Source organism: Nocardioides sp. NPDC004968 (assembly GCF_040608935.1).
Classification (GTDB): domain Bacteria; phylum Actinomycetota; class Actinomycetes; order Propionibacteriales; family Nocardioidaceae; genus Nocardioides.
Genome location: NZ_JBEXJF010000012.1, coordinates 76,879 through 97,327 on the forward strand (window position 1 = coordinate 76,879; position 20,449 = coordinate 97,327).

The window sequence follows — 20,449 nt, forward strand, 5'->3', positions numbered from 1 at the left end:
GGCTCGACCAGAGAGACCGACCCCGTAGGGTCAAAATTCGACGTCTCGGCGTCAGAAACTGACGTCTCGGGGCAGGGGGGTGGGGGTCAGGGCGCCCAGGCGCTCGATGGTGTCGAGCGCGACCGCCTGGGGGGTCAGGCCGATGCTCTCCAGGATCTTGGGCCGCTTGGCGTGGTCGAGGAACTCCTGCGGGATGCCGTGGATCTTCACCGGGGTGCGTACGTCGGCGGCGGTCAGGGCCTGCAGGAAGGACGCGCCGACACCGCCGGCGACGCCGTTGTCCTCGATGGTGACGACCAGGCTGTGGTCGGCGGCCGCCTCGATGAGCGCCGGGTCGATCGGCTTGACCCAGCGCGGGTCGACGACGGTGACGCCGATGCCCTGGGCGGTGAGCCGCTCGGCGACGCCCACGGCGACCTCTGCCATGGAGCCGACGCCGACGACCAGGACGTCCTTGGTGCCGTTGCGCACGAGTACGTCGGCCTCGCCGAGCTTGGCGATCGTGGCGATGTCCTCGGGCGGCGGGCCCTTCGGGAAGCGTACGACCGTGGGCGCGTCGTCGACCTCGACAGCCTCGTCGAGGAGCTCGTTGAGGCGAGCGATGTCGCGCGGCGCGGCCAGGCGGAGCCCGGGGACGACCTGGAGCAGCGACATGTCCCACATGCCGTTGTGGGACGCGCCGTCGTCGCCGGTCACGCCGGAGCGGTCCAGGACGAACGTCACCCCGGCCCGGTGGAGGGCGCAGTCCATCAGCACCTGGTCGAAGGCGCGGTTGAGGAAGGTCGCGTAGACCGCGAAGACCGGGTGCAGACCACCCATCGCCAGGCCGGCGGCCGAGGTGGCGGCGTGCTGCTCGGCGATGCCGACGTCGAAGGTGCGCGCGGGGAACCTGGCCTGGAACGCGTCGAGGCCCACCGGGTGCATCATCGCCGCGGTGATCGCGACGATGTCCTGGCGGCTCTCCCCCAGCCGCACCATCGCGTCGGAGAAGTGGTCGGTCCAGATCCGGCCCTTGGGCTTCTCGGCGCCGGTCTGGACGTCGAAGGGACCCGGCGAGTGGAACTGGTCGGCCTCGTGGCGCTCGGCCGGGTCGTAGCCGTAGCCCTTGCGGGTGATCGCGTGCACGATCACCGGACCGCCGAACCGCTTGGCCGAGGTCAGCGCCTGCTCGACGGCGTGCCGGTCGTGGCCGTCGACGGGGCCGACGTACTTCAGGCCGAGGTCCTCGAAGAGACCCTGGGGCGCGACCGCGTCCTTGAGCCCCTTCTTCACCGCGTGCAGCGCGTCGTAGGCCATCGCGCCGATCCCGGGCACCGCGTTGAGGCGGCGCTTGACCATGTCGAGGACCAGCTCGTAGCGCGGGTTCGTACGCAGCGCCGTCAGCGCCGTGGCCAGGCCACCGATGGTCGGGGTGTAGGAGCGGCCGTTGTCGTTGACCACGATGACCAGCTTGGAGTCGTGCTGGATCGCGATGTTGTTGAGCGCCTCCCAGGCCATCCCGCCGGTCAACGCGCCGTCGCCGATCACCGCGACGACGTGGCGGTCCTCGCCGCGGATCGTGTAGGCCTTGGCCAGCCCGTCGGCGTAGGAGAGCGCGGTGGAGGCGTGGGAGTTCTCGACCACGTCGTGGTCGGACTCGGACTGGCTCGGGTAGCCGCTCATCCCGCCCTCGCGGCGCAGCGTGCCGAAGTCGCCGGCCCGGCCGGTGACGAGCTTGTGGACGTAGGACTGGTGGCCGGTGTCGAAGACGATCTTGTCGCGCGGGCTGTCGAAGACCCGGTGCATGGCCAGGGTCAGCTCGACCACGCCGAGGTTCGGCCCCAGGTGGCCGGTGTTGGTGGCCACGGTCCGGATCATCAGGTCCCGGATCTCGCTCGCGAGGAGCTCGAGCTGGTCGTCGGAGAGATCACGAAGATCCTGCGGCGCGGCGATGCGTTCGAGGAGACCCATGGCCCGGATTCTACGTCTCGACCCTGAAGGACTTCGACCCGGATAGCGCCGCGTGCTGAGGCGATCCGAGGAAGGGCGTCAGCCCGATCCGGGCCGAATCGCTGAGGTCCAGGTCAGGCGCCTTCACGGGGTCGACGAAGACGATCTGTCGGCCCTCGTGGCACACGATGTCGGCGTCGGTGAGGTCGACGCCGGCGGCGTAGAGGTGGATCTTGTCGTCGGTGCCGGTCTCGGGGTGGCGGAGCTCCTGGACGGCGACCAGCTCGAGGGCCTCGGGGCCCAGGCGCACCTCGGTCTCCTCCTCGAGCTCGCGGACAGCTCCGGCCAGCGGGTCCTCCCCGGACTCGAGGTGGCCGCCGCAGAAGGACCACTTCTCCGGCGCGATCGTCGGATGCTCGTCGCGCTCCTGGAGCAGCACCCAGCCACGACGGTCGACAAGGATCACGGCGGCGAACTCGGTCATGAGGGGCGAGCCTAGTCCTCCCGCGGCCGCACCGATGCCCGCGGTCTGCCCAGCTCCCTCGTCAGTACGTCACCGACCTGCTCGAGCCCGACGGGCTCCTCGACCAGCTCGGCCCATGGACGATCGGACGCGGCGAGGAAGGAGACCGCCTGTTCCAGGTGGCGCGCCTCGTAGTTGTGTACGCCGCTGATCGACCGCCAGCCCCGCACGATCGCCTCGGGGTCGACCGAGATCGCGCGCCCCGGGGAGACCGAGCCGACCAGGACGAGGGAGCCGCCGATGTCGAGCGCCCCGAGCGCCGCCTCGACCGCCGAGGAGGCGCCGGAGAAGTCCATCGCCACATCGACTGGCGGAAGCGCCTGCCCCGCGGACAGCGTCGACGTCGCGCCGAAGCCGACGGCCAGCTCCAGCCTCGCGGGCTCGACGTCACTCACCACGACCTCGGCCGCCCCGGCGTCCGCCGCGGCGGCGACCGCGGTGAGCCCGAGCATCCCGGCGCCGACCACCATCACCCGCTTGCCGCGCAGCGAGCCGGCACGTTCCAGGGCCGCCATCACCGTGGCGGTCGCGCACCCGGCCGGCGCGGCGACCTCGTCGGCCACGGTGTCGGGGACGGGCACGACCGCGGTGCCGGCCGGCAGGAGCACGTGGGTCGCGTACGTGCCCGACAGCGGCCAGGCCGGCTCGTACGGCTCGTGGCCGAGTTTGCGCACCGAGTGGCACTTCGCGGTGAGCCCCCGCCTGCAGCGGTCGCAGGTCCCGCACGAGACGGTGACGCCCCAGACCACGCGCCGGCCGGTGCCCACGATCCGGCCGACGCCCTCGTGCCCGAGCACGCTCGGGCAGGCGCCGGGCCGCCGGCCGGAGACCGTGTGGTGGTCGGAGCCGCACACCGTCGCGAGGTCGATCTCGACCAGCGTCTCCCCCGGTCCCGGCACCGGAAGGTCCACGGTCTCCAGCGTCACCTCGGAGCCACCGCGCCACACCGCGACCCGTGCCATGAGCCGTGCCATCACACCGCGCCGACCTTCCTGCGCAGCCAGGCCGAGAAGAGGTCGATGACGATGATCAGGACGATCACCATGCAGACGTACGTCATCATCGTGTCGAAGTGGAAGCTGTCCACCTCGGTCTTGATGAAGAACCCGATGCCGCCGGCTCCGACCGTGCCGAGGATGACCGAGCTGCGTACGTTGGTGTCGAAGCGGTAGAGCAGCAGGCCGAGCAGCGAAGGCATGACAGCAGGCAGCACGGCGTGCGCGGCCGACTGCGCGGGTGAGGCTCCGGCCACGCGGAGCGCCTCGACCGGCCCCTGGTCCACCTCGTCCATGGCCTCGGACCACAGCTTGCCCATGACCGCGACGTTGTGGATCGCCAGCGCGATCACGCCCGGGAACGCACCGAAGCCGACCGCGGCGATGAACATCAGCGCATAGACGGTCTCCGGGACGGCCCGCAGCACCGACATCACCGCGCGACCCAGCAGCCACAGCGGAACGAACCGGTTGGTCGTACGCGAGGAGATGACCGCGAACAGCAGCGCCACCGGAATCGACAGGGTCGTGCCGAGCAGGCCGATCCAGATCGTGAGCAGGCAGTACTCCAGGCCGGGCCGGATCGTCTCGGACCAGCGCAGGTCGAGCGGGAAGGCACCGTCCTGATGGATCGTCTTGCCGTTCGGGTAGGTGCGGTCGACCCCGAACAGGAAGTTCCACAGGCCCCGCCAGCCCTCGAGCAGCTCCCTGGGCGAGGTGTTGGTCTGCACCGCGGCGTACCAGTGCACGAGAAGCAGGGCGACCGTGATGGCCGCCCCGACGGCGATGCCGGACGGCCGGAAGCGGGGTGGGATGTCGAGACGTGGTTCCGGGGCCTTGGTCAGGCTGCTCATGCGAGCACCCCCATCTCGGCTGCTTCCAGCGCTTCCACCGCGGGCCGGTAGAGACCGGCCACGGTCTCGTCGGTGACCTCGGCGCTGCTGCTGTCGAAGACGAGCCGGCCGCCGGCCAGCCCGAGGATCCGGTCGGAGAAGCGGCGCGCCAGGTCGGGCTGATGGAGCACCGCCGCCACCGCCAGACCGTCGTCGTCGGCCAGCGAACGGAGCAGGTTCATCACCTGCTCGGAGGCGGCCGGGTCGAGCGCCGAGACCGGCTCGTCGGCGAGCAACACCTTGGCGCGCTGGCACAGCGCGCGGGCCACCGCGACCCGCTGCTGCTGGCCACCGGAGAGGCGACCCGCCTTCTCCCGGGCCCGGTCGGCGAGACCGACCCGGTCCAGGCACGCCATCGCCTCGGCCTGCACCTCGCGCGGGAAGGCCAGCACCGACCAGGACCGGCTCAGACCGAGCCGCCCGAGCGCACCCGCGCAGACGTTGTCGAGCACGCTGCGACGGGGCACCAGATGGATCTTCTGGAAGACCATCGCGACCGTCGGCACCGCCTCGCCGGGCTTGGCCCTGAGGCCGTCGACCGTGATCGTGCCGCCGTCAGGACGCTCCAGACCGACCACGCAGCGCAGCGAGGTGGACTTGCCGGACCCGTTGGCTCCGAGGAGGCTGACCACCTCCCCGGAGGCGACTTCGAAGGCCAGGCCGTCCAGGACCGTCTTCTCCCCGAACGACTTCCTCAGGCCGTCGATACGCAGGGCCGCGCCGGAGAGGTGATCAGCGCCCATCAGAGGTCGTCCGTGGTCAGGTCGAGGGCCTCGGCGAGGTCGGCGACCGGCTGGTAGTCCTCTTCGGTGACCGCCACCAGCGCCGGCTTGCCGGCGGGCGGGGTGAAGTCGAGGTACTCGCCGATCTCCGCGACCGCGTCGGCCGGCAGGTTCAGCAGCGCCTCCTGAACTGCCTTGGACACCTCGGGAGTCATGTTCGGGCCCGCCGCGATCGGGTCGTTCAGGATCGGCTCGGACTTCCAGACCTGGCGGAAGGCGGACTCGTCGAACTGGCCCTCGGCCGTCGCCGAGGCCAGGGTCTGACTGTTGATCTCGGCGGCGTCGACCTTGCCGTTGACCAGGGCCAGCAGCGCCTCGGTGTGGCCACCGGCGTACTCGGCCTTGACGTCCTTCTCGATCCCGGCGTCGATGAGCGCCTTGCGCGGCACCGCGTCACCGGAGGTGGAGCCGGACTCGGACAGCGCCAGGGTCGTGCCCGCGAGATCCTCGACAGACTTGATCGGCGAGTCCTTGGGCACCCAGATGCCACCGGTGTAGGAGGAGACCTTGCCGTCCTCGCCCGCGAACGACGCCAGCGGCGTGGCGCCGGCCTGCTTCTGGGCGAAGACGTAGCCCAGCGGCCCGAACTGGCCGATGTCGAGCTTGCCGTTCTGCATGGCCAGGATCTCGGCGACGTACGTGTCGGAGATCTGCACCTCCACCTCGCAGCCGAGCTCTTCGCCGAGGGCCTTGCCCAGGGTCTCGTAGACGGGGATCAGGTTCTTGGGGTCCTCGAAGGGCTCGACGCCCATCTTCAGGGTGCCGTCGGGGCAGATCTGGTCGGGACCGACCTCGCCGCCCGCGACGGCTCTATTGGTCGTCGCCTCGCTGCCGCAGGCGGCCAGGGCGAGAGTCAGCGTGGCGGCGCCGGCGAGGGCGGTGAGGGAGCGCAGGGGGGACATGTGAGGTTTCTCCTGTGGTCAGAACAGCTGGTCGAGGACGGTGGGCGCGAGGCCCAGTGCTGTGGTCATGCCGATGCCCGACGTCACCGAGACGACCCGGAGGCCCGGGAACGGCTCAGTGTCGAGGAAGTCGGTCCGCGGGGAGTCCGCGTAGACCCCTCGCCAGCGACGTCGGACGGTGAGCGGAGCCCCGAGCAGCCGCGCCCCTTCCCGCAGCACCAGCTCGGCGACGTGCTCGTCGTCGAAGGGCAGGTGGGTGCGGTCGTAGTGGTGGGTGTCGCCCAGAACGATCGACCCGGGTCGGCCGTTTGTCCCCGGGCGCTGGGTGAGCATGAGGTTCATGACGACGTCGAGGAGCTCGGGCGCGGTCGCCTCGAGCTGAGTGCGTACGTCGGCGGCCGCCGTGGTCTCGGCGAACCCGCCGTAGCGGAGCATCGAGAGCCCGGTCAGCACCGCCGGCCCGATCTCGACACCTCCCGGAGGCGCGACCTCGAGCATCTGCAGCCGGCAGCGGCGTACGGCTGCCTCCTCGGCGACCTGCGGGAAGAGCCGGTCGATGTCATGGCCGGCGGCGTGGACGACCCGGGCGGAACGGATGGTTCCGCGGCTGGTGCGGACGTCGATCCCACCGGCGGTCGGGTCGATGGCGCCGACATGGGTCGCCCAGCTGAACCGGACGCCCTCGGACTCCAGCCACGCGGCGATCGCCGGCAGCGCCTCGCGCGGGTCCACCCTGAGGTCGAGCGGCAGGTGGGCGCCGCCGAGGACCTCGGCGGCGGCCGGCGGGAACAGCTCGCCGGTGGCGTCGGCGTCCAGCAGGCGGGCCTGCTCGGTGCCGCGGATGCCCGCGAACTCCTCGAGGACTGCCATCTCGGCATCGGTCCGGGCGACGACGACCGTGCCGGTCTCCCGGAGACCGAAGCCCGCCTTGGCGGCGAGGGTGAGCCAGTGCTCACGGGCCGTGAGGGCGTAGGCCAACGCCTGGCCCGACTGGGCGGTGGCGCAGATGTGCCCGAAGTTGCGGATCGAGGCGCCGACGGCGCGCTCGTCACGCTCGATGACATGGACCTTCAGGCCGCGCGCGAGCCCTTCGACGGCATGCGCGAGGCCGACGATCCCGGCACCGACGACGACAAGGTCGGCGGCACCGTCGGGGGTGGTCGTGTGAGTTGGCACGGCCCGAACACTTCTGTCTCGCGGCAGCCCTGGTCAACAGTCCCGATGAACATGTACATACAAGTTAACCGGTCGTTTTCCTGCGCACCGTTTGGTCCTCGGAGCGTTTTCCGGGCGTTCACGAATCGCTTCATCACACTTGTCTGATCAAGTTGTAACCTGCTGCTCATGAGTAGCCCGCTGCACGTCCAGGTCACCGAGGCCATCCGTGCCCGGATCATCGCCGGCGAGCTGCCGACCGGCGCTCCGATCCCCTCCGAGGCGCAGCTCTGCGAGCAGTTCGGCGCCTCCCGCGGCACCATCCGTACGGCACTGGCGAGTCTGCGCCGCGAGGGCCTGCTCAGCGGCGGCCAAGGACGTCCTCCGACCGTGCGCGACACCGCGCTCGGGCAGCCCTTCGAGCAGCTGATCTCGTTCAGCGCGTGGGTGCAGCAGATCGGCCACACCCCCGGCCAGCGCACTATCGAGGTCGCCCGGCGCGGCGCCACCGCCGCTGCCGCCGAGGCGCTCGACATCGATGAGGGTGACCCGGTCGTCGACGTGCTGCGGCTCCGTCTGCTCGACGGCCAACCCGCGATGCTCGAGCGCAGCACCTTCGTCGAGCGCGTCGGGCGGCTGCTCTTCGACTTCGACCCCGACACCGGCTCGCTCTACGGATATCTGACCGCCGCAGGCGTCGACCTGCACGCCGCGCGCCACACCATGGACGCGGTCGCGGCCGACGAGACCGACGCCGACCTGCTCGACATCGAGGTGGGCAGCCCGCTCCTGCGCGAGCGCCGCCGAGCGACCGCCACCGACGGCACGCCGCTGGAGTACGCCGACGACCGCTACCGGCCCGACCGGGTCACGTTCACCATCGACAACACCCGCCCGTCCGCGGCGGGGATCCGCCCCGACGTACGCATCCTCAAGGAGATCTCGTGACCGCCTACGACCCCGCTAACCGTCTCGGGCTCCGCTTCGACCTAGCCGCCCTCGACATGGCCGGCACCACCGTCGACGAGGGCGGGCTGGTCTACGACGTGCTCGAGTCGACCGTCGCGGACGCCGCCGGCGAGCCGGTCCCGCATGACCTGCTGCTGCAGTGGAAGGGCACCTCGAAGTGGGAGGCGATCCAGGGACTGCTGCGCGGGCTCGGCCAGGACCCGACGACCGCCCAGGTCGACAAGATCTTCGACGGCTTCGGCGAGCGCCTCGTCACCGCCTACCGGGAGACCCCGCCGCAGCCGTTCCCGGGTGTGCCCGAGATGTTCGCGACGCTGCGCTCACGAGGCGTCAAGGTCGCGCTGCAGACCGGCTACTCCACCGAGATCGCCGCCGCCATCCTCGACGGCCTCGGCTGGACCGTCGGCCCCGGCGCCGAGTCGACCGTCGACGCCCTCATCACCTCCGACCTCGTCTCCGCCAGCCGCCCCGCCCCCTACCTCGTCTTCCACTGCATGGAGGCCACCGGCGTCCAGGACGTACGCCGCGTCCTGGTCGCCGGCGACACCCCCAACGACCTCGGCGCCGGCACCAACGCCGGGGCCGGCTTCGTCGTCGGCGTCGCCACCGGCTCCTTCACCCACGACCGGCTCGCCACCGAGCCGCACACCCACCTCCTCCCCTCCACCGCGGACCTGCCGACACTCCTGTAGAGCGTGTTCGGGGACCCGGCGTCGAGTCGGGCGTTGTCCAGTGCGTGCGATCGCAAGGCGGAGGAGGGAGGCGGCCCGGTGTTGGCCGTCGACCGACGAGAACGCAGCGAGCGTGCGTACTGGGCAGCGCCCGGCCGGCGCATCCGGGTTCTCGAACACGCTCGAAACGTACGTTCCTTGACTGGACACAAGCCAAGGCAAAGACTGGCTCCATGGCACTGACCAAGAAGCAGAAGGCGATCCTGACCACCGGCGCGCTCATGGCCCAGGCGGCAGTCGCTCCGGTGATCCTGCGGGACCTGCAGACGCGCTCCGACGACGAGATCCGCGGACCGCGGATGCTGTGGCGGCTGTGGGGCAGCACCAACCTGCTCGGCGCGGCGGTCTACTGGTTCTACGGCCGCAAGCCGGCCTCCGCCCAGGCCTAGGCTCTCGCGACGCCGCGAGGCTCGGTGAGGAGCCGGATCGCGAAGATCAGCTCTTCGACGTCGGCGAACCGGCGCAGGTCGCAGCCGGTGCGCTCGGCGATCCGCTCGAGCCGGTGGTAGGCGGTGTTGACGTGGACATGCAGACGCTCGGCGGCCAGCTTGGCGTTGAGGTCGCAGGCGACGTACGCCAGCATGGTCTCGATCATCACGCTGTCACGCGCGAGGTCCTCCTCGACGAACTGGCGCAGCGCCGGGCGCACCAGGCGGCGAGCGGTCGGATCCTCGCGCAGCACCAGGTAGTCGATCGTCGAGATCATCGACAGCGCCATCACGCCGGGATCCGCACCGAGGACGTCGCGAGCGATCCCTGCCTCGGCGTACGCGGCGGGCGCCGCGCCCAGGCCGGCATGCACGGTGCTGACCCCCACGGCCAGGTCGAATCCCTCCCGGGCGAGATGGCGGTAGATCCGTCGCAGGTCGGGCACGACCGTCCTGACGTCGTCGGTGGCGACGGGCAGGATCCCGACGAGCAGCTCCTGGCGGATCACCGTGACCCCCTCCCGCGACGGGCCCAGCTCGGTGCGCACGTGCCGCAGCGCCTCCCTCAGGCTCCGCCCCGGGCGTAGCGGCCGCACCGGCACCGCGACCAGGACGATGATCCGGTCATCCGGTTCCAGGCCGCACCTGCGGGCCACCTCGAGCATCGGCCCCGGCCGGACCCCGCGTCCGGCGAGCAGGTCCTCGACGAGGTCCCGGCGGATCCGGTCGCCCTCGGCGAGCTCGACCTGGTGGGCGGCGAGGTAGGCCTCGGCCGCGACCGTACTGCCGACCTCGATCACCTGCATCACGTGCGAGGCCACCGGGAGCGCCGCGCGACTGGTCTCCGGGTCCGTGGCAGCGATCTCGACGATGCGCTCCCACAGCGCCACCTGACCGATGCGGAAGGCCTGCAGGAAGTCGGCGAGCGCGACCCCCTGACGAACTCGGCGGGTCGCCTGGTCCACCGTGAACTGGAAGTCCTCGCGTACGGCCGCCCGCCCCTCCTCCAGCGTCGTCAGCACCGCCAGGAAGACCGCCTCGGCATGGTCGCCGACCTCCTTGCGCAGCTCGGGATCAGGGCTGACGGCGTAGGCCGGCACCTGGTCCCAGTTGTGCTTGAGGAACAGCTCCACGGTGTGCGGGAGGTCCTCCCTGATGCCCGCGACGATGCGTTTGATCGGCTCCGTGCTCATCGCGCTCCCTCGGTGTCTCGCTGGCGGTTGCGGCGTCAACCAGATCAACGCGCGAGTGTGGCGACAGTCACGCTCAACCCGGTTTGTGATCTGTCTCCATCCGCGTTGTCGCGCCCTCACACATTTCCCGACGCGCCCTTCCCAACCGAGATCTGGCTGGTGAATGGTGCTATGTGTCGGGGGTCACAAAACTCGGACCCTGCCCACGCCAGGAGTGATTACACATGGGGACGCACAACCCGGATGGCCCTGCTCGGGTCTCCAGACGATCGTTCGTCGGATACGTCATCGGCGGAACCACGCTGATCGCAGCCGCAGACCTGGGGCTGGCTCCGTCGGCCGCCCACGCGGTGCCGGTGCCCTCGGTGCCGCAGGTCCCCGAGGTCTATGACCTCAACGACTTCTTGACCCACTGCGCGATGCCGACCTCGAACCTGATCGCGATCGAGGTCGACGAGAAGGGGCACGCCCACTTCGCACTCCCGCGGATGGAGGTCGGCCAGGGCATCACCACGGCCGTGGCCATGCTGATCGCCGAGGAGCTCGAGCTCCCGGTCGACCACGTGCACGTCACCCTGGCGCCGGCCCGTCCTGAGCTGCTCTTCAACCAGCTGACCGGCGGCTCCAACACGATCATCTCGATGTACACCCCGGTCCGCGTGGCCGCCGCCATCGCCCGCAAGGCGCTGCTCGAGGCGGCCGCGATCCTGCTCGGGGGCGCGGTGACTCAGCTGATCTCCAAGGACGGCGTGATCAGCCTCCCGGACGGGTCCTCGGTGACGTACGGCGAGGCCGCCGCCAAGGCGGCGCAGCCGACGACCGAGAAGGTCGAGGTCGAGCTGAAGGAGACCTCGGATCACCAGATCGTCGGCAAGCCCCATCGCCGCGTCGACGCGCGCGCCGCCGTGACTGGCAAGAAGAAGTTCGCGATGGACCTCGACGTCCCCAACGCGCTGCCCACGATGGTCTGCCGCGCACCCGAGCTCAACGGCACGCCGGAGTCGATCAACAACAAGGGCGACGTCGAGACGATGCCGGGCGTCACCCACGTCGCGATCATCCCCACCGGCGTCGCGGTCCGGGCCAAGACCTTCGGTCAGTGCATCGACGCCGTGCGCGCGCTGGACGTGACCTGGAACTCCGGCACCGTGACCACGATGTCGGCCAAGCACATCAAGCAAGAGCTCAAGGCCGGGCAGATCCCGCTGGCGGTGCCGAAGATCGGGGCGACCTCGGTCGACGGCGAGTTCACCTTCCACTTCCGCAGCGGCTCGGCCCTCGAGCCCAACTGCGCGGTCGCCGACGTACGCGACGGCAAGGCCACCGTCTGGGGAGGCCTGAAGTCGCCGATCGACGCCCAGGGCAGAATCGCCAAGGCGCTCGGCCTCCCGCAGACCAGCGTGGAGGTCAACGTGGTCCAGGGCGGCGGGTCCTTCGGGCGCAAGCTGTTCAGCGACGCCGCCGTCGAGGCCGCCCACGCGTCCAAGGCGTTCGGCGCGCCGGTCAAGCTGATGTGGCACCGCGCCGACGAGCCGCGCCAGGGTCGGGTGCACCCGATGGCGGTCTCCCAGATCCGGGCGACGGTGCTGGCCGGCAGCATCCTCACCTTCGAGCAGCGCCACGCCAGCGTGGCCTGTGACTTCACCCATGGTCTTGGCGAGCGGCTGACCGCGGAGGTGGCGGCGCTGCCGACCGGTCTGTCGAATCTGACCTTCTCGGAGTCGATCTTCATGCTCGCCACCGAGCTGCCCTACAACTTCGGGGTCGTCACCCAGCTGCTCAACGAGCCGAAGCCCGCGGTCGACCGGTTCAACACCAGCTCGGTCCGCAACATCTACTCCCCCGACGTCGCCACGGCCAGCGAGCTGATGGTCGACCAGCTCGCCAAGAAGCTGAAGCTGGACCCGGTCGCGTTCCGGCGCAGGTACCTCAAGAGCAACACCGTCAAGCGGGTGCTCGACCGCGCCGCCGAGCTCGGCGACTGGGGCCGCTCGATGCCCGCCGGCACGGCGCAGGGCATCGCCATCCACAAGGAGTACAAGGGCGCCACCGCCGTCCTCGTCGAGATCGACTGCCGCCCCGAGACGGTCAACCGGGAGGTGCGCGACGCGGTCACCGGACCTCGGATCACCAAGGCCGTCGTGGTCGCCGATGTCGGCCTGGTGATCAACCCGGCCGGCGTGAAGGCCCAGATGATGGGTGGCTTCTCCGACGGGATGTGCCAGGCGCTGACCTACAGCAACCACCTGGTCGACGGGCAGTTCCTGGAGGCCAGCTGGGACAACTCGGCCTACACCCGGCAGTGGAACGTGCCGTTCGAGTTCGAGTGCGAGGTGATGGAGTCGCACGGCAGCCAGCCGGGCGGCGTCGGTGAGGCCGGGGTGGCCGCTTCGATGGCAGCCGTCGCGTGTGCCTACGCCCGCGCGACCGGCGAGGTGCCGACGGAGTTCCCGATCAACTTCCACGAGCCGCTCCACTTCGAGCCCAAGTCCTTCATCCCGTCCGTCCCCGAGTCGCCGACCGACGGCCTCGCCTACACGTTCTGAGGTCTTCGATGCCTTCTCACACCTTCCAGCTCAACGGCGAGACCGTCACCGTCGACGTCGAGGACGACGTCCGCATCCTGTGGGTGCTGCGCGATGTCCTCGGTGTCACCGGCCCGAAGTACGGCTGCGGCATCAACGTCTGCAAGGCCTGTACGTCGCACATCAACGGCAAGGCGTTCAACCCGTGCTCGGTGCGTGTCGCCGACATCGGCGCCGACGACGAGATCACCACCATCGAGGGGCTTGCCGACACCGCGCCCGGCGACGGCCTGCACCCGATGCAGGAGGCCTGGCTCGAGCACGACGTCGCCCAGTGCGGCTACTGCCAGCCCGGCCAGATCATGACCGCCGTCGCCCTTGTCAACAAGGTCCGCAAGGAGGGCCGCGCCATCACCGAGGCCGACCTCGACACGATCCGCAACGTGTGCCGCTGCGGGACGTACTCCCGGATCCGGGAGGCCATCAAGACCGGGCAGGACGCGATGGCCCGAGGTCTCTAGCCTCGGTCAAGCTCCTGCTCGATCCGCTCGACCTTCGCGGTGAGCTGGCCGGTGTAGCCGGGCCGGATGTCGGCCTTGAGCACCAGCCCGACCCGCGGGGAGACGGCGGCGACCGCGTCGACGCACTGCTTGATGACACCCATGACCTCGTCCCACTCACCTTCCAGGTTGGTGAACATGGCGTTGGTCTCGTTTGGCAGTCCGGACTCGCGGACGATGCGGATCGCCTCCGCGACAGACGCGGCCACCGAACCGTCGGGGTCGTCGGTGGTCGTGGGGGCGATCGAGAAGGCGACGAGCATGTCGAAACACTATCCAAACGTTTCGGCGGCCTGCATATAGTGGCGCCGCCGGGGGCCGAAGGTGCACCGCCGGCGGGAAGGAACCGATGAGTGAGGGACTCGACCGGCTCGCTGCCACGCTGGGCGTGCCGGCCACGCGGCTCGCGCCGCTGGAGGCGTACGACGACCAGCAGCTGGGCCGGTTCGACGATCTGGTCCAGGGAGCGATGGCCGCGGAGGACAAGGCGTTCGACGCCTCCCTCGACGAGGCACTGAAGCTGGTGCCGAAGATGCTGCGCGGGGTCGTCCAGAAGATGCTCGGAGGTAGCCGATGACCGCCCTGACCAGCGCGCTGGAGATCACCAAGCTCGCCCACGAGATGCACGTGGACGAGGCCGAGCTCGCCGAGTTCGCCACCACCTCCCCCGATGACCTCCGCGACCTGCGCGGGATCGTCTCGCACGCGATGTTCAGCCGTCACGAGTCCCGGGTGAAGGGGCTGGCCGCGGTCAGCAAGAAGCTCCCTGCGGCCGTCACCGCCAAGATCACCGAGTTCGCGATGGGCCCCATGCTCAGCGCCCGCGTCGCGGCGGTCATGGACCCGGCCGACGCCGCGAAGCTGGCCGGCCACCTGAAGCCGGAGTTCCTCGCCGAGCTCTCCGTCCACCTCGACCCGAGCCGGGTCGAGGGCATCATCGCCAAGCTCGACAGCGCGCTCGTCGTCGAGGTCGGCCGCCGCCTGCTGTCCGAGGGGCACCTGCTCACCCTGGCCAGGTTCACCGGCGTCGTACGCCCCGAGACGTCGCTCGAGGTCGTCGACGGCGCCTCGGGCGCCGAGATCCTCGAGCTCGCGCTCTTCATCGACGAGCCCTCCGTGGTCGACCCGATCCTCGCTGGGCTCTCCGATGAGACCGTTGCGGAGATCGCTGCCGCCACGGCCGAGCACGGCGAGGCCGCCGATGCCCTCCTCGCCGCGCTCCACGAGGACAGCCGCGCCAGGATCGCCTCACTGACCTGACACGCTGGCCTTCGGTGACCTCGCGGCGGATGCCGGGGTTCACACACGTGAGCGTTGGCTGAACGACTCCCGCGTAGCCTTTCCGCGCAGGTGGGAGGGCTGGTTTCGTCAGCCCGTGAACACTCCACGCCTACTCGCCGTCCGCGCCCTGACCGCGCTGGCCCTCATCGTGCTGTCCGCGTTCTCGATGGCCGCCCCCGCATGGGCCGCGACGCCCGAGAGGCCGGCTCAGGTCGGCGCGCCGTACTCCCTCATGCAGATGAACCTCTGCCTCAGCGGCGGTGCCCGCTGCTACCCCGACACCGAGTACCCGAAGATCCTCGACGAGGCCGTCGAGCGGATCCAGGAGAACGACGTCAACGCGGTGACCTTCAACGAGGCCTGCAGCGGCGACGTCGAGAAGATCGCCGAGCGCACCGGCTACCACATGCGGTTCGCGACCGTCCTCTATCCGACGACTCCCTACCAGTGCAAGACCCCCGGCGGACGCGGCGTCTTCGGCAACGCGGTGCTGACCAAGGAGGCCATCATGAGCGCCCAGGACGCGGCGTACTCCCGCTGGAACGGCTCCGAGCAGCGCCGCTGGCTCTGCGTGACCACCGCTCGCGGCGTGGACGTGTGCACCACGCACCTGTCCACCGACGGCGAGGCGGACCCGGCCTCCGCCAACAACCTCCAGTGCGGCGAGCTCCGCGCGGTCCTCGAGTCGCGCACCAACCCGACCGTCTTCGGTGGTGACATGAACCGGCAGGCCTCCTGCGCGCCCGAGGGCTTCTGGACGCTGACGGACGACGATGCCGCCCAGCTGCCCGGAATCCAGCACGTCTACGGGAACACCGGCCAGCCGACCCTCGAGATCGAGGGCGCGACCTACACCGACCACGACGTGATGATTGCCCGCGCCGTCATCCCCAAGCCCTGAGCTCTCCGGAGCGCCCGACGCGAAACGGCCCGCCACCCCCAGTCGGGGTGACGGGCCGTTTGTCGGCTCAGACTCAGGCGTTGACCAGGCTGCGCAGGACGTACTGCAGGATGCCGCCGTTGCGGTAGTAGTTGGCCTCACCGGGGGTGTCGATGCGGACGACCGCGTCGAACTCGACGCCCGTGTCGGTGGTGACCTTGACCGTCTTCGGGGTGACACCCTCGTTGAGCGCGGTGATGCCGGAGATCGAGAAGGTCTCCTCACCGGTCAGGCCGAGGCTGTCGGCGTTCTCGCCCTTGGGGAACTGCAGCGGGATGACGCCCATGCCGATGAGGTTGGAGCGGTGGATCCGCTCGAACGACTCGGTGATGACGGCCTTGACTCCGAGCAGCGAGGTGCCCTTGGCGGCCCAGTCGCGAGACGAGCCGGAGCCGTACTCCTTGCCACCGAGGACGACCAGCGGGGTGCCGGCCGCGGCGTAGTTCTGCGCGGCGTCGTAGATGAAGCTGACCGGAGCGTCGGGCTGGGTGAAGTCGCGGGTGTAGCCACCCTCGGTGCCCGGGGCGACCTGGTTCTTGATCCGGATGTTGGCGAAGGTGCCGCGGATCATGATCTCGTGGTTGCCTCGGCGCGAGCCGTAGGAGTTGAAGTCCCGCTGCTCGACGCCGTGCTCGATGAGGTACTTGCCGGCGGGCGAGTCCTTCTTGATGTTGCCCGCGGGGCTGATGTGGTCGGTGGTGACCGAGTCGCCCAGCTTCAGCAGCACCCGAGCACCCTCGATGTCGGTGACCGGGGCCGGGGCCTTGGCCATGCCGTCGAAGTAGGGCGCCTTGCGGACGTAGGTCGACTCCTCGTCCCAGGTGAAGGTGTCACCGGTCGGGGTCGGCAGGTTCTGCCAGCGCTCGTCACCCGCGAACACGTCGGCGTAGTCCTTGGTGAACATGTCGGAGGAGATCGCGGTGGCGATGGTCTCCTCGACCTCGGCCGGGGTCGGCCAGATGTCCTTGAGGAAGACGTCGTTGCCGTCCTGGTCCTGGCCGAGGGGATCCTCGAACAGGTTGACGTTCATGTTGCCGGCCAGGGCATAGGCGATGACCAGCGGCGGCGACGCGAGGTAGTTCATCTTCACGTCGGGGTTGATGCGACCCTCGAAGTTGCGGTTGCCGGAGAGGACCGAGACGACGGCGAGGTCGTGCTCGTTCACCGCGGCGGAGACCTCGGGGATGATCGGGCCCGAGTTGCCGATGCAGGTCACGCAGCCGTAGCCGACCAGGTTGAAGCCGACCTTCTCCAGGTAGGGCGTGAGGCCCGACTTGTCGTAGTAGTCGGTGACGACCTTCGAGCCCGGCGCGAGGGTGGTCTTGACCCACGGCTTGCGGGTCAGGCCCTTCTCGACGGCCTTCTTGGCCAGCAGCGCCGCGCCGATCATGACCGACGGGTTGGACGTGTTGGTGCAGGAGGTGATCGAGGCGATCGTGACCGCGCCGTTCTCCAGGTCGAACTGCTGACCGTCGGCCAGGGTGACCGGGATCTTCGCGTCGGTCGCCTTGGAGGTGTACGTCGGCAGGTGACCCTCGAAGGAGGTCTTGGCGTCGGTGAGCGAGACGCGGTCCTGCGGGCGCTTCGGGCCGGCGATCGAGGGCACGACCGTGGAGAGGTCGAGCTCGAGCTTCTCCGAGAAGCGCGGCTCGGCGGCCGGGTCGTGCCAGAGGCCCTGCTCCTTGGCGTACTTCTCCACCAGCGCCAGCTGCTCCTCGGAGCGGCCGGTGAGCTTGAGGTAGTTGATGGTCTCCTCGTCGACCGGGAAGATCGCGATGGTGGAGCCGAACTCGGGGCTCATGTTGCCGATGGTGGCGCGGTTGGCCAGCGGCAGCGCCGTGACGCCGTCGCCGTAGAACTCGACGAACTTGCCGACCACACCGTGCTTGCGCAGCATCTCGGTGATGGTGAGCACCAGGTCGGTGGCGGTCGAGCCCTCGGGCAGGTCGCCGTTGAGCTTGAAGCCGACCACGCGCGGGATCAGCATGGAGACCGGCTGGCCGAGCAGCGCGGCCTCGGCCTCGATGCCGCCGACGCCGAAGCCGAGGACGCCCAGGCCGTTGACCATGGTGGTGTGCGAGTCGGTGCCGACGCAGGTGTCGGGGTAAGCCTGCAGCTCGCCGTCGACCTCGCGGGTGAAGACGGTGCGGGCCAGGTGCTCGATGTTGACCTGGTGGACGATGCCGGTGCCCGGCGGTACGACCTTGAAGTCCTCGAACGCGGTCTGGCCCCAGCGCAGGAACTGGTAGCGCTCGCGGTTGCGCTCGTACTCGATCTCGACGTTGCGCTCGAACGCCTCCGGGGTGCCGAAGACCTCGGCGATCACGGAGTGGTCGATGACCATCTCGGCGGGCGAGAGCGGGTTGATCTTGGTCGGGTCGCCACCGAGCTCGGCCGCGGCCTCGCGCAGGGTGGCCAGGTCGACGATGCAGGGCACGCCGGTGAAGTCCTGCATGATCACGCGCGCCGGCGTGTACTGGATCTCCTTGTCGGGCTCGGCGGTCTCGTCCCAGCCCGCCAGGGCCTTGATGTCGTCGGCGGTGATGTTCGCGCCGTCCTCGGTGCGCAGGAGGTTCTCCAGCAGCACCTTCAGCGAGAAGGGCAGCGACTGAACGTCGAGGCCCTCACCCTTGACCGCATCCAGGCGGAAGATCTCGTAGGACTTACCGTCCACGTCCAGGGTGCTCTTGGCACCGAAGCTGTCCTTGCTGGCCAACGCGTTCATCTCCTTGCTCGCGTCCACAGTGACGTACGAATTCAAGTCTTTGAGGCCCATCCTGCCCCGGCTACCTACGCCGGGAAAACAAAGGCTCACCTAACCTTTTACGACGGAACAACCCGCCGATCTCTTGATATCAAGATACATGATGTCGAACGACATTTCGAATCACCCCGGCGCGCCGTGTTGTGACCACCGCCGCTGACAGCGATCCTCGGATGCTCCATGATTGGTCCGACCGGACCCGCCGGGCCGCTACTCGTCGGGCACTAGTGATGCGAGGAGAGCCTTGAGCACCCTGATCGCCCTCGTGGCGCTGGTGATCGCCGTGGCCGCCGCCGCTGTCGCCTGGCGCCTGCGGCGCGCCAACAAGGCGCTGCGCGCTGAGACCATCGGTCTGCTGTGGCGGCTGGAGCAGGCCGACATCTCGGCCCCGCGCACCGCCTATGCCGAGCTCCCGCCCGAGGACCGGCTGCTGAGCATCCGCATCCTCAACCCGCTCGAGCTGGCCTCGGCCCAGACCAAGGCTGCCACGATGCTGCACAAGGTACGGCCGGCGCTGCTCTCCAAGATGGTCTACGACCAGGCGGCGGAGTCGCTGCGGGAGCGGCTCGCCGACGAGGGCGTGGTGGCGGAGGTCAAGGTCCATGCTGGTCGCTAGCCTCGCGCTGCTCGGTGTGCTCGGCGCCGGTGTCGCGGTCGCTCTCGCCTTCCTGGAGCAGCGTCGTCTGGAGCAGGCCCTGGAGGACGTACGCCTCGCGGACCTGAAGGCGCGCACCTCCCTCGCCGAGGCCGAGCGAGCCGCCGACTGGCTCAGTCCCATCACCGACCCGATCACGGCACCGTTCGCGGAGGCGACCCGGTCGGTGGCCGGCGCACTGGCTCGGGTGGTGCCCTACTCCGGGCGCCGTACGCCGCGCGTGCTCAACGCGATGCCGGCCACCACGACCGGTGACCTGCTCGGCACTCTCGGCCCGCACCTGGACGAGGCCGTCCTGGACCGCCGACAGCTGATCACCGACCTCTCCGACGACCCGACGATGGCGATGCGGATCATCACCGACGACGCCAGTCGCTAGTCCAGCGTCTTCAGCCGCTCACTGAGGCGTGTCCGCTCGTCGTCGGTGAGCGGCACCGCGAGCTCCTCGACGTAGGCCATCACCTCGTCGAGCCCGATCTCGCGGTGCTCGGTCTCCTCGCCCTCACGGCGGATGGTGACGGTGTTGTGGGTGAGGCTGAGGTGTCGGTCCTCGAGGAGCTTGGTCACGATCAGCCGGTGACGGAAGTGCACCGTCGGGTGGGTGCTGGTGTAGTGGTGGCCGATCGCGACGTCGCTGGGCACCACCAACGCCTCGTCGTGAGTGTGCATGAGGTCCCAGCCGTCGTCCTTGGCCCGCTCCAGCGCCCAGCCGTGCTCGCCCCACCGCACCCGATGGGTGATGCCCCGGACCTCGTCGACCGCCCCGTCGACCAGTGGGATCGGACGCCACACGCTCAGCCCGAACCCGGGATCGGCCAGCAGCCGCTCCCCGTCGAGCTCCGCGATGGCCACCAGATGCGTACGACCTGCCGCGGTCGGGTCGGCGCCCACCCGCGCCAGCCGCCGCTCGACGGCGAAGCCCAGCCGGTCCAGCACCGCTGCGAACAGCGTGCCGTGCTCGAAGCAGTAGCCGCCTCTCCCCCGGCCCACGAACTTCTGCTGCACGTCGGGAAGGTCTACGCCGGGATGCTGGTCGAGCAGCACGTCGATGTTGTCGAAGGTGAAGGTGCGGAGGTGGGCGTCATAGATCTCCTCCAGCGCGTCCCGGGAAGGGCCGGGTGGCTCGGCCACCCCGATCCGGTCGAGATACGCCGTCAGGTCGAGCCGGTCGGTCCCCCACAGGTCATCGCTCACAGGATGAATCTCTACCGGCATCTCGCCATA

21 protein-coding genes are annotated in these 20,449 nt (G+C 69.7%); 10 read left to right on the forward strand and 11 right to left on the reverse strand.

All coding sequences use genetic code 11. From position 1 onward, the window contains the following. Positions 1-51: 51 nt before the first annotated feature. From dxs to ABZU72_RS14260, 7 genes are read right to left on the reverse strand one after another with little or no spacing between them, the layout of a single operon-like run. A complete protein-coding gene (gene dxs / locus ABZU72_RS14230) occupies positions 52-1,950 on the reverse strand; it encodes a 1-deoxy-D-xylulose-5-phosphate synthase (RefSeq protein WP_355019494.1) in 1,899 nt (632 codons plus the stop codon). Positions 1,951-1,960: 10 nt separating this feature from the next. Continuing rightward, positions 1,961-2,413 (reverse strand): NUDIX domain-containing protein, encoded by a 453-nt coding sequence (locus ABZU72_RS14235; RefSeq protein WP_355019495.1) that lies wholly within the window; start codon positions 2,411-2,413, stop codon positions 1,961-1,963. Positions 2,414-2,424: 11 nt separating this feature from the next. After that, positions 2,425-3,426: a zinc-binding dehydrogenase gene (locus ABZU72_RS14240; protein ID WP_355019496.1), complete on the reverse strand. Its 1,002-nt coding sequence runs from the start codon at positions 3,424-3,426 to the stop codon at positions 2,425-2,427. After that, positions 3,426-4,301 (reverse strand): phosphonate ABC transporter, permease protein PhnE, encoded by an 876-nt coding sequence (gene phnE / locus ABZU72_RS14245; RefSeq protein ID WP_355019497.1) that lies wholly within the window; start codon positions 4,299-4,301, stop codon positions 3,426-3,428. The genes ABZU72_RS14240 and phnE overlap by 1 nt, the downstream gene beginning before the upstream one ends. Next, positions 4,298-5,083 (reverse strand): ATP-binding cassette domain-containing protein, encoded by a 786-nt coding sequence (locus tag ABZU72_RS14250; protein ID WP_355019498.1) that lies wholly within the window; start codon positions 5,081-5,083, stop codon positions 4,298-4,300. The genes phnE and ABZU72_RS14250 overlap by 4 nt, the downstream gene beginning before the upstream one ends. Beyond that, on the reverse strand, positions 5,083-6,024 hold the full coding sequence (locus tag ABZU72_RS14255) for a phosphate/phosphite/phosphonate ABC transporter substrate-binding protein (protein WP_355019499.1): 942 nt from the start codon (positions 6,022-6,024) through the stop codon (positions 5,083-5,085). Before ABZU72_RS14255 ends, ABZU72_RS14250 begins: the two co-directional genes overlap by 1 nt. 18 nt (positions 6,025-6,042) lie before the next feature. Beyond that, the gene (locus tag ABZU72_RS14260; protein ID WP_355019500.1) at positions 6,043-7,200 is read right to left on the reverse strand and encodes a TIGR03364 family FAD-dependent oxidoreductase; all 1,158 of its coding nucleotides are present in this window, start codon (positions 7,198-7,200) and stop codon (positions 6,043-6,045) included. Positions 7,201-7,368: 168 nt separating this feature from the next. Here ABZU72_RS14260 and ABZU72_RS14265 point away from each other — a divergent pair, with 168 nt between their 5' ends. From ABZU72_RS14265 to ABZU72_RS14275, 3 genes are all read left to right on the forward strand, one after another. After that, positions 7,369-8,127, forward strand: a complete 759-nt coding sequence (locus ABZU72_RS14265) for a GntR family transcriptional regulator (protein ID WP_355019501.1) — start codon at positions 7,369-7,371, stop codon at positions 8,125-8,127. Continuing rightward, on the forward strand, positions 8,124-8,840 hold the full coding sequence (locus tag ABZU72_RS14270) for a phosphonatase-like hydrolase (protein ID WP_355019502.1): 717 nt from the start codon (positions 8,124-8,126) through the stop codon (positions 8,838-8,840). The genes ABZU72_RS14265 and ABZU72_RS14270 overlap by 4 nt, the downstream gene beginning before the upstream one ends. 212 nt (positions 8,841-9,052) lie before the next feature. Continuing rightward, entirely contained in the window at positions 9,053-9,268 is a 216-nt protein-coding gene (locus ABZU72_RS14275; protein WP_355019503.1) for a hypothetical protein, read from the forward strand. Here ABZU72_RS14275 and ABZU72_RS14280 read toward each other — a convergent pair. Further along, on the reverse strand, positions 9,265-10,500 hold the full coding sequence (locus ABZU72_RS14280) for a helix-turn-helix domain-containing protein (RefSeq protein ID WP_355019504.1): 1,236 nt from the start codon (positions 10,498-10,500) through the stop codon (positions 9,265-9,267). The genes ABZU72_RS14275 and ABZU72_RS14280 overlap by 4 nt on opposite strands. Before the next feature lie 224 nt (positions 10,501-10,724). Between ABZU72_RS14280 and ABZU72_RS14285 the strand changes: the two genes are divergently transcribed. Both ABZU72_RS14285 and ABZU72_RS14290 read left to right on the forward strand, forming a co-directional pair. Further along, positions 10,725-13,046, forward strand: a complete 2,322-nt coding sequence (locus tag ABZU72_RS14285; RefSeq protein ID WP_355019505.1) for a molybdopterin cofactor-binding domain-containing protein — start codon at positions 10,725-10,727, stop codon at positions 13,044-13,046. Positions 13,047-13,054: 8 nt separating this feature from the next. Beyond that, positions 13,055-13,546: a (2Fe-2S)-binding protein gene (locus ABZU72_RS14290; RefSeq protein WP_350720292.1), complete on the forward strand. Its 492-nt coding sequence runs from the start codon at positions 13,055-13,057 to the stop codon at positions 13,544-13,546. Here ABZU72_RS14290 and ABZU72_RS14295 read toward each other — a convergent pair. Next, the gene (locus tag ABZU72_RS14295) at positions 13,543-13,848 is read right to left on the reverse strand and encodes a thiamine-binding protein (RefSeq protein ID WP_355019506.1); all 306 of its coding nucleotides are present in this window, start codon (positions 13,846-13,848) and stop codon (positions 13,543-13,545) included. The two genes, ABZU72_RS14290 and ABZU72_RS14295, sit on opposite strands and share 4 nt — an antisense overlap. An 86-nt stretch (positions 13,849-13,934) precedes the next feature. On the opposite strand from ABZU72_RS14295, the gene ABZU72_RS14300 reads away from it, so the two are divergent. The 3 genes from ABZU72_RS14300 (at position 13,935) to ABZU72_RS14310 (ending at position 15,767) form a co-directional block, all read left to right on the forward strand. Beyond that, positions 13,935-14,162, forward strand: coding sequence for a hypothetical protein (locus ABZU72_RS14300; protein WP_355019507.1), 228 nt, complete (start codon positions 13,935-13,937; stop codon positions 14,160-14,162). Continuing rightward, on the forward strand, positions 14,159-14,845 hold the full coding sequence (locus ABZU72_RS14305; RefSeq protein WP_355019508.1) for a hypothetical protein: 687 nt from the start codon (positions 14,159-14,161) through the stop codon (positions 14,843-14,845). The genes ABZU72_RS14300 and ABZU72_RS14305 overlap by 4 nt, the downstream gene beginning before the upstream one ends. A gap of 115 nt (positions 14,846-14,960) precedes the next feature. Continuing rightward, positions 14,961-15,767, forward strand: a complete 807-nt coding sequence (locus tag ABZU72_RS14310) for an endonuclease/exonuclease/phosphatase family protein (protein ID WP_355019509.1) — start codon at positions 14,961-14,963, stop codon at positions 15,765-15,767. A 73-nt stretch (positions 15,768-15,840) separates the two neighbouring features. Here the strand turns inward: ABZU72_RS14310 and acnA are convergent, their stop codons facing one another. Then, positions 15,841-18,531: an aconitate hydratase AcnA gene (acnA, locus tag ABZU72_RS14315; RefSeq protein ID WP_355019551.1), complete on the reverse strand. Its 2,691-nt coding sequence runs from the start codon at positions 18,529-18,531 to the stop codon at positions 15,841-15,843. Between the two features lie 283 nt (positions 18,532-18,814). Between acnA and ABZU72_RS14320 the strand changes: the two genes are divergently transcribed. Continuing rightward, entirely contained in the window at positions 18,815-19,186 is a 372-nt protein-coding gene (locus ABZU72_RS14320; protein ID WP_355019510.1) for a hypothetical protein, read from the forward strand. Beyond that, on the forward strand, positions 19,173-19,604 hold the full coding sequence (locus tag ABZU72_RS14325; RefSeq protein WP_355019511.1) for a hypothetical protein: 432 nt from the start codon (positions 19,173-19,175) through the stop codon (positions 19,602-19,604). The genes ABZU72_RS14320 and ABZU72_RS14325 overlap by 14 nt, the downstream gene beginning before the upstream one ends. Here ABZU72_RS14325 and ABZU72_RS14330 read toward each other — a convergent pair. Beyond that, positions 19,601-20,419: an arylamine N-acetyltransferase gene (locus ABZU72_RS14330; RefSeq protein WP_355019512.1), complete on the reverse strand. Its 819-nt coding sequence runs from the start codon at positions 20,417-20,419 to the stop codon at positions 19,601-19,603. The genes ABZU72_RS14325 and ABZU72_RS14330 overlap by 4 nt on opposite strands. Positions 20,420-20,449: the final 30 nt, after the last annotated feature.

What these genes read in the sequence shown, in the direction of transcription:
- dxs (WP_355019494.1), bottom strand. Translation starts at nt 1,950, where the DNA reads ATGGGTCTCCTCGAACGCATCGCCGCGCCGCAGGATCTTCGTGATCTC.
- ABZU72_RS14235 (WP_355019495.1), bottom strand. Translation starts at nt 2,413, where the DNA reads ATGACCGAGTTCGCCGCCGTGATCCTTGTCGACCGTCGTGGCTGGGTG.
- ABZU72_RS14240 (WP_355019496.1), bottom strand. Translation starts at nt 3,426, where the DNA reads ATGGCACGGCTCATGGCACGGGTCGCGGTGTGGCGCGGTGGCTCCGAG.
- phnE (WP_355019497.1), bottom strand. Translation starts at nt 4,301, where the DNA reads ATGAGCAGCCTGACCAAGGCCCCGGAACCACGTCTCGACATCCCACCC.
- ABZU72_RS14250 (WP_355019498.1), bottom strand. Translation starts at nt 5,083, where the DNA reads ATGGGCGCTGATCACCTCTCCGGCGCGGCCCTGCGTATCGACGGCCTG.
- ABZU72_RS14255 (WP_355019499.1), bottom strand. Translation starts at nt 6,024, where the DNA reads ATGTCCCCCCTGCGCTCCCTCACCGCCCTCGCCGGCGCCGCCACGCTG.
- ABZU72_RS14265 (WP_355019501.1), top strand. Translation starts at nt 7,369, where the DNA reads ATGAGTAGCCCGCTGCACGTCCAGGTCACCGAGGCCATCCGTGCCCGG.
- ABZU72_RS14275 (WP_355019503.1), top strand. Translation starts at nt 9,053, where the DNA reads ATGGCACTGACCAAGAAGCAGAAGGCGATCCTGACCACCGGCGCGCTC.
- ABZU72_RS14280 (WP_355019504.1), bottom strand. Translation starts at nt 10,500, where the DNA reads ATGAGCACGGAGCCGATCAAACGCATCGTCGCGGGCATCAGGGAGGAC.
- ABZU72_RS14285 (WP_355019505.1), top strand. Translation starts at nt 10,725, where the DNA reads ATGGGGACGCACAACCCGGATGGCCCTGCTCGGGTCTCCAGACGATCG.
- ABZU72_RS14290 (WP_350720292.1), top strand. Translation starts at nt 13,055, where the DNA reads ATGCCTTCTCACACCTTCCAGCTCAACGGCGAGACCGTCACCGTCGAC.
- ABZU72_RS14295 (WP_355019506.1), bottom strand. Translation starts at nt 13,848, where the DNA reads ATGCTCGTCGCCTTCTCGATCGCCCCCACGACCACCGACGACCCCGAC.
- ABZU72_RS14300 (WP_355019507.1), top strand. Translation starts at nt 13,935, where the DNA reads ATGAGTGAGGGACTCGACCGGCTCGCTGCCACGCTGGGCGTGCCGGCC.
- ABZU72_RS14305 (WP_355019508.1), top strand. Translation starts at nt 14,159, where the DNA reads ATGACCGCCCTGACCAGCGCGCTGGAGATCACCAAGCTCGCCCACGAG.
- acnA (WP_355019551.1), bottom strand. Translation starts at nt 18,531, where the DNA reads ATGAACGCGTTGGCCAGCAAGGACAGCTTCGGTGCCAAGAGCACCCTG.
- ABZU72_RS14325 (WP_355019511.1), top strand. Translation starts at nt 19,173, where the DNA reads ATGCTGGTCGCTAGCCTCGCGCTGCTCGGTGTGCTCGGCGCCGGTGTC.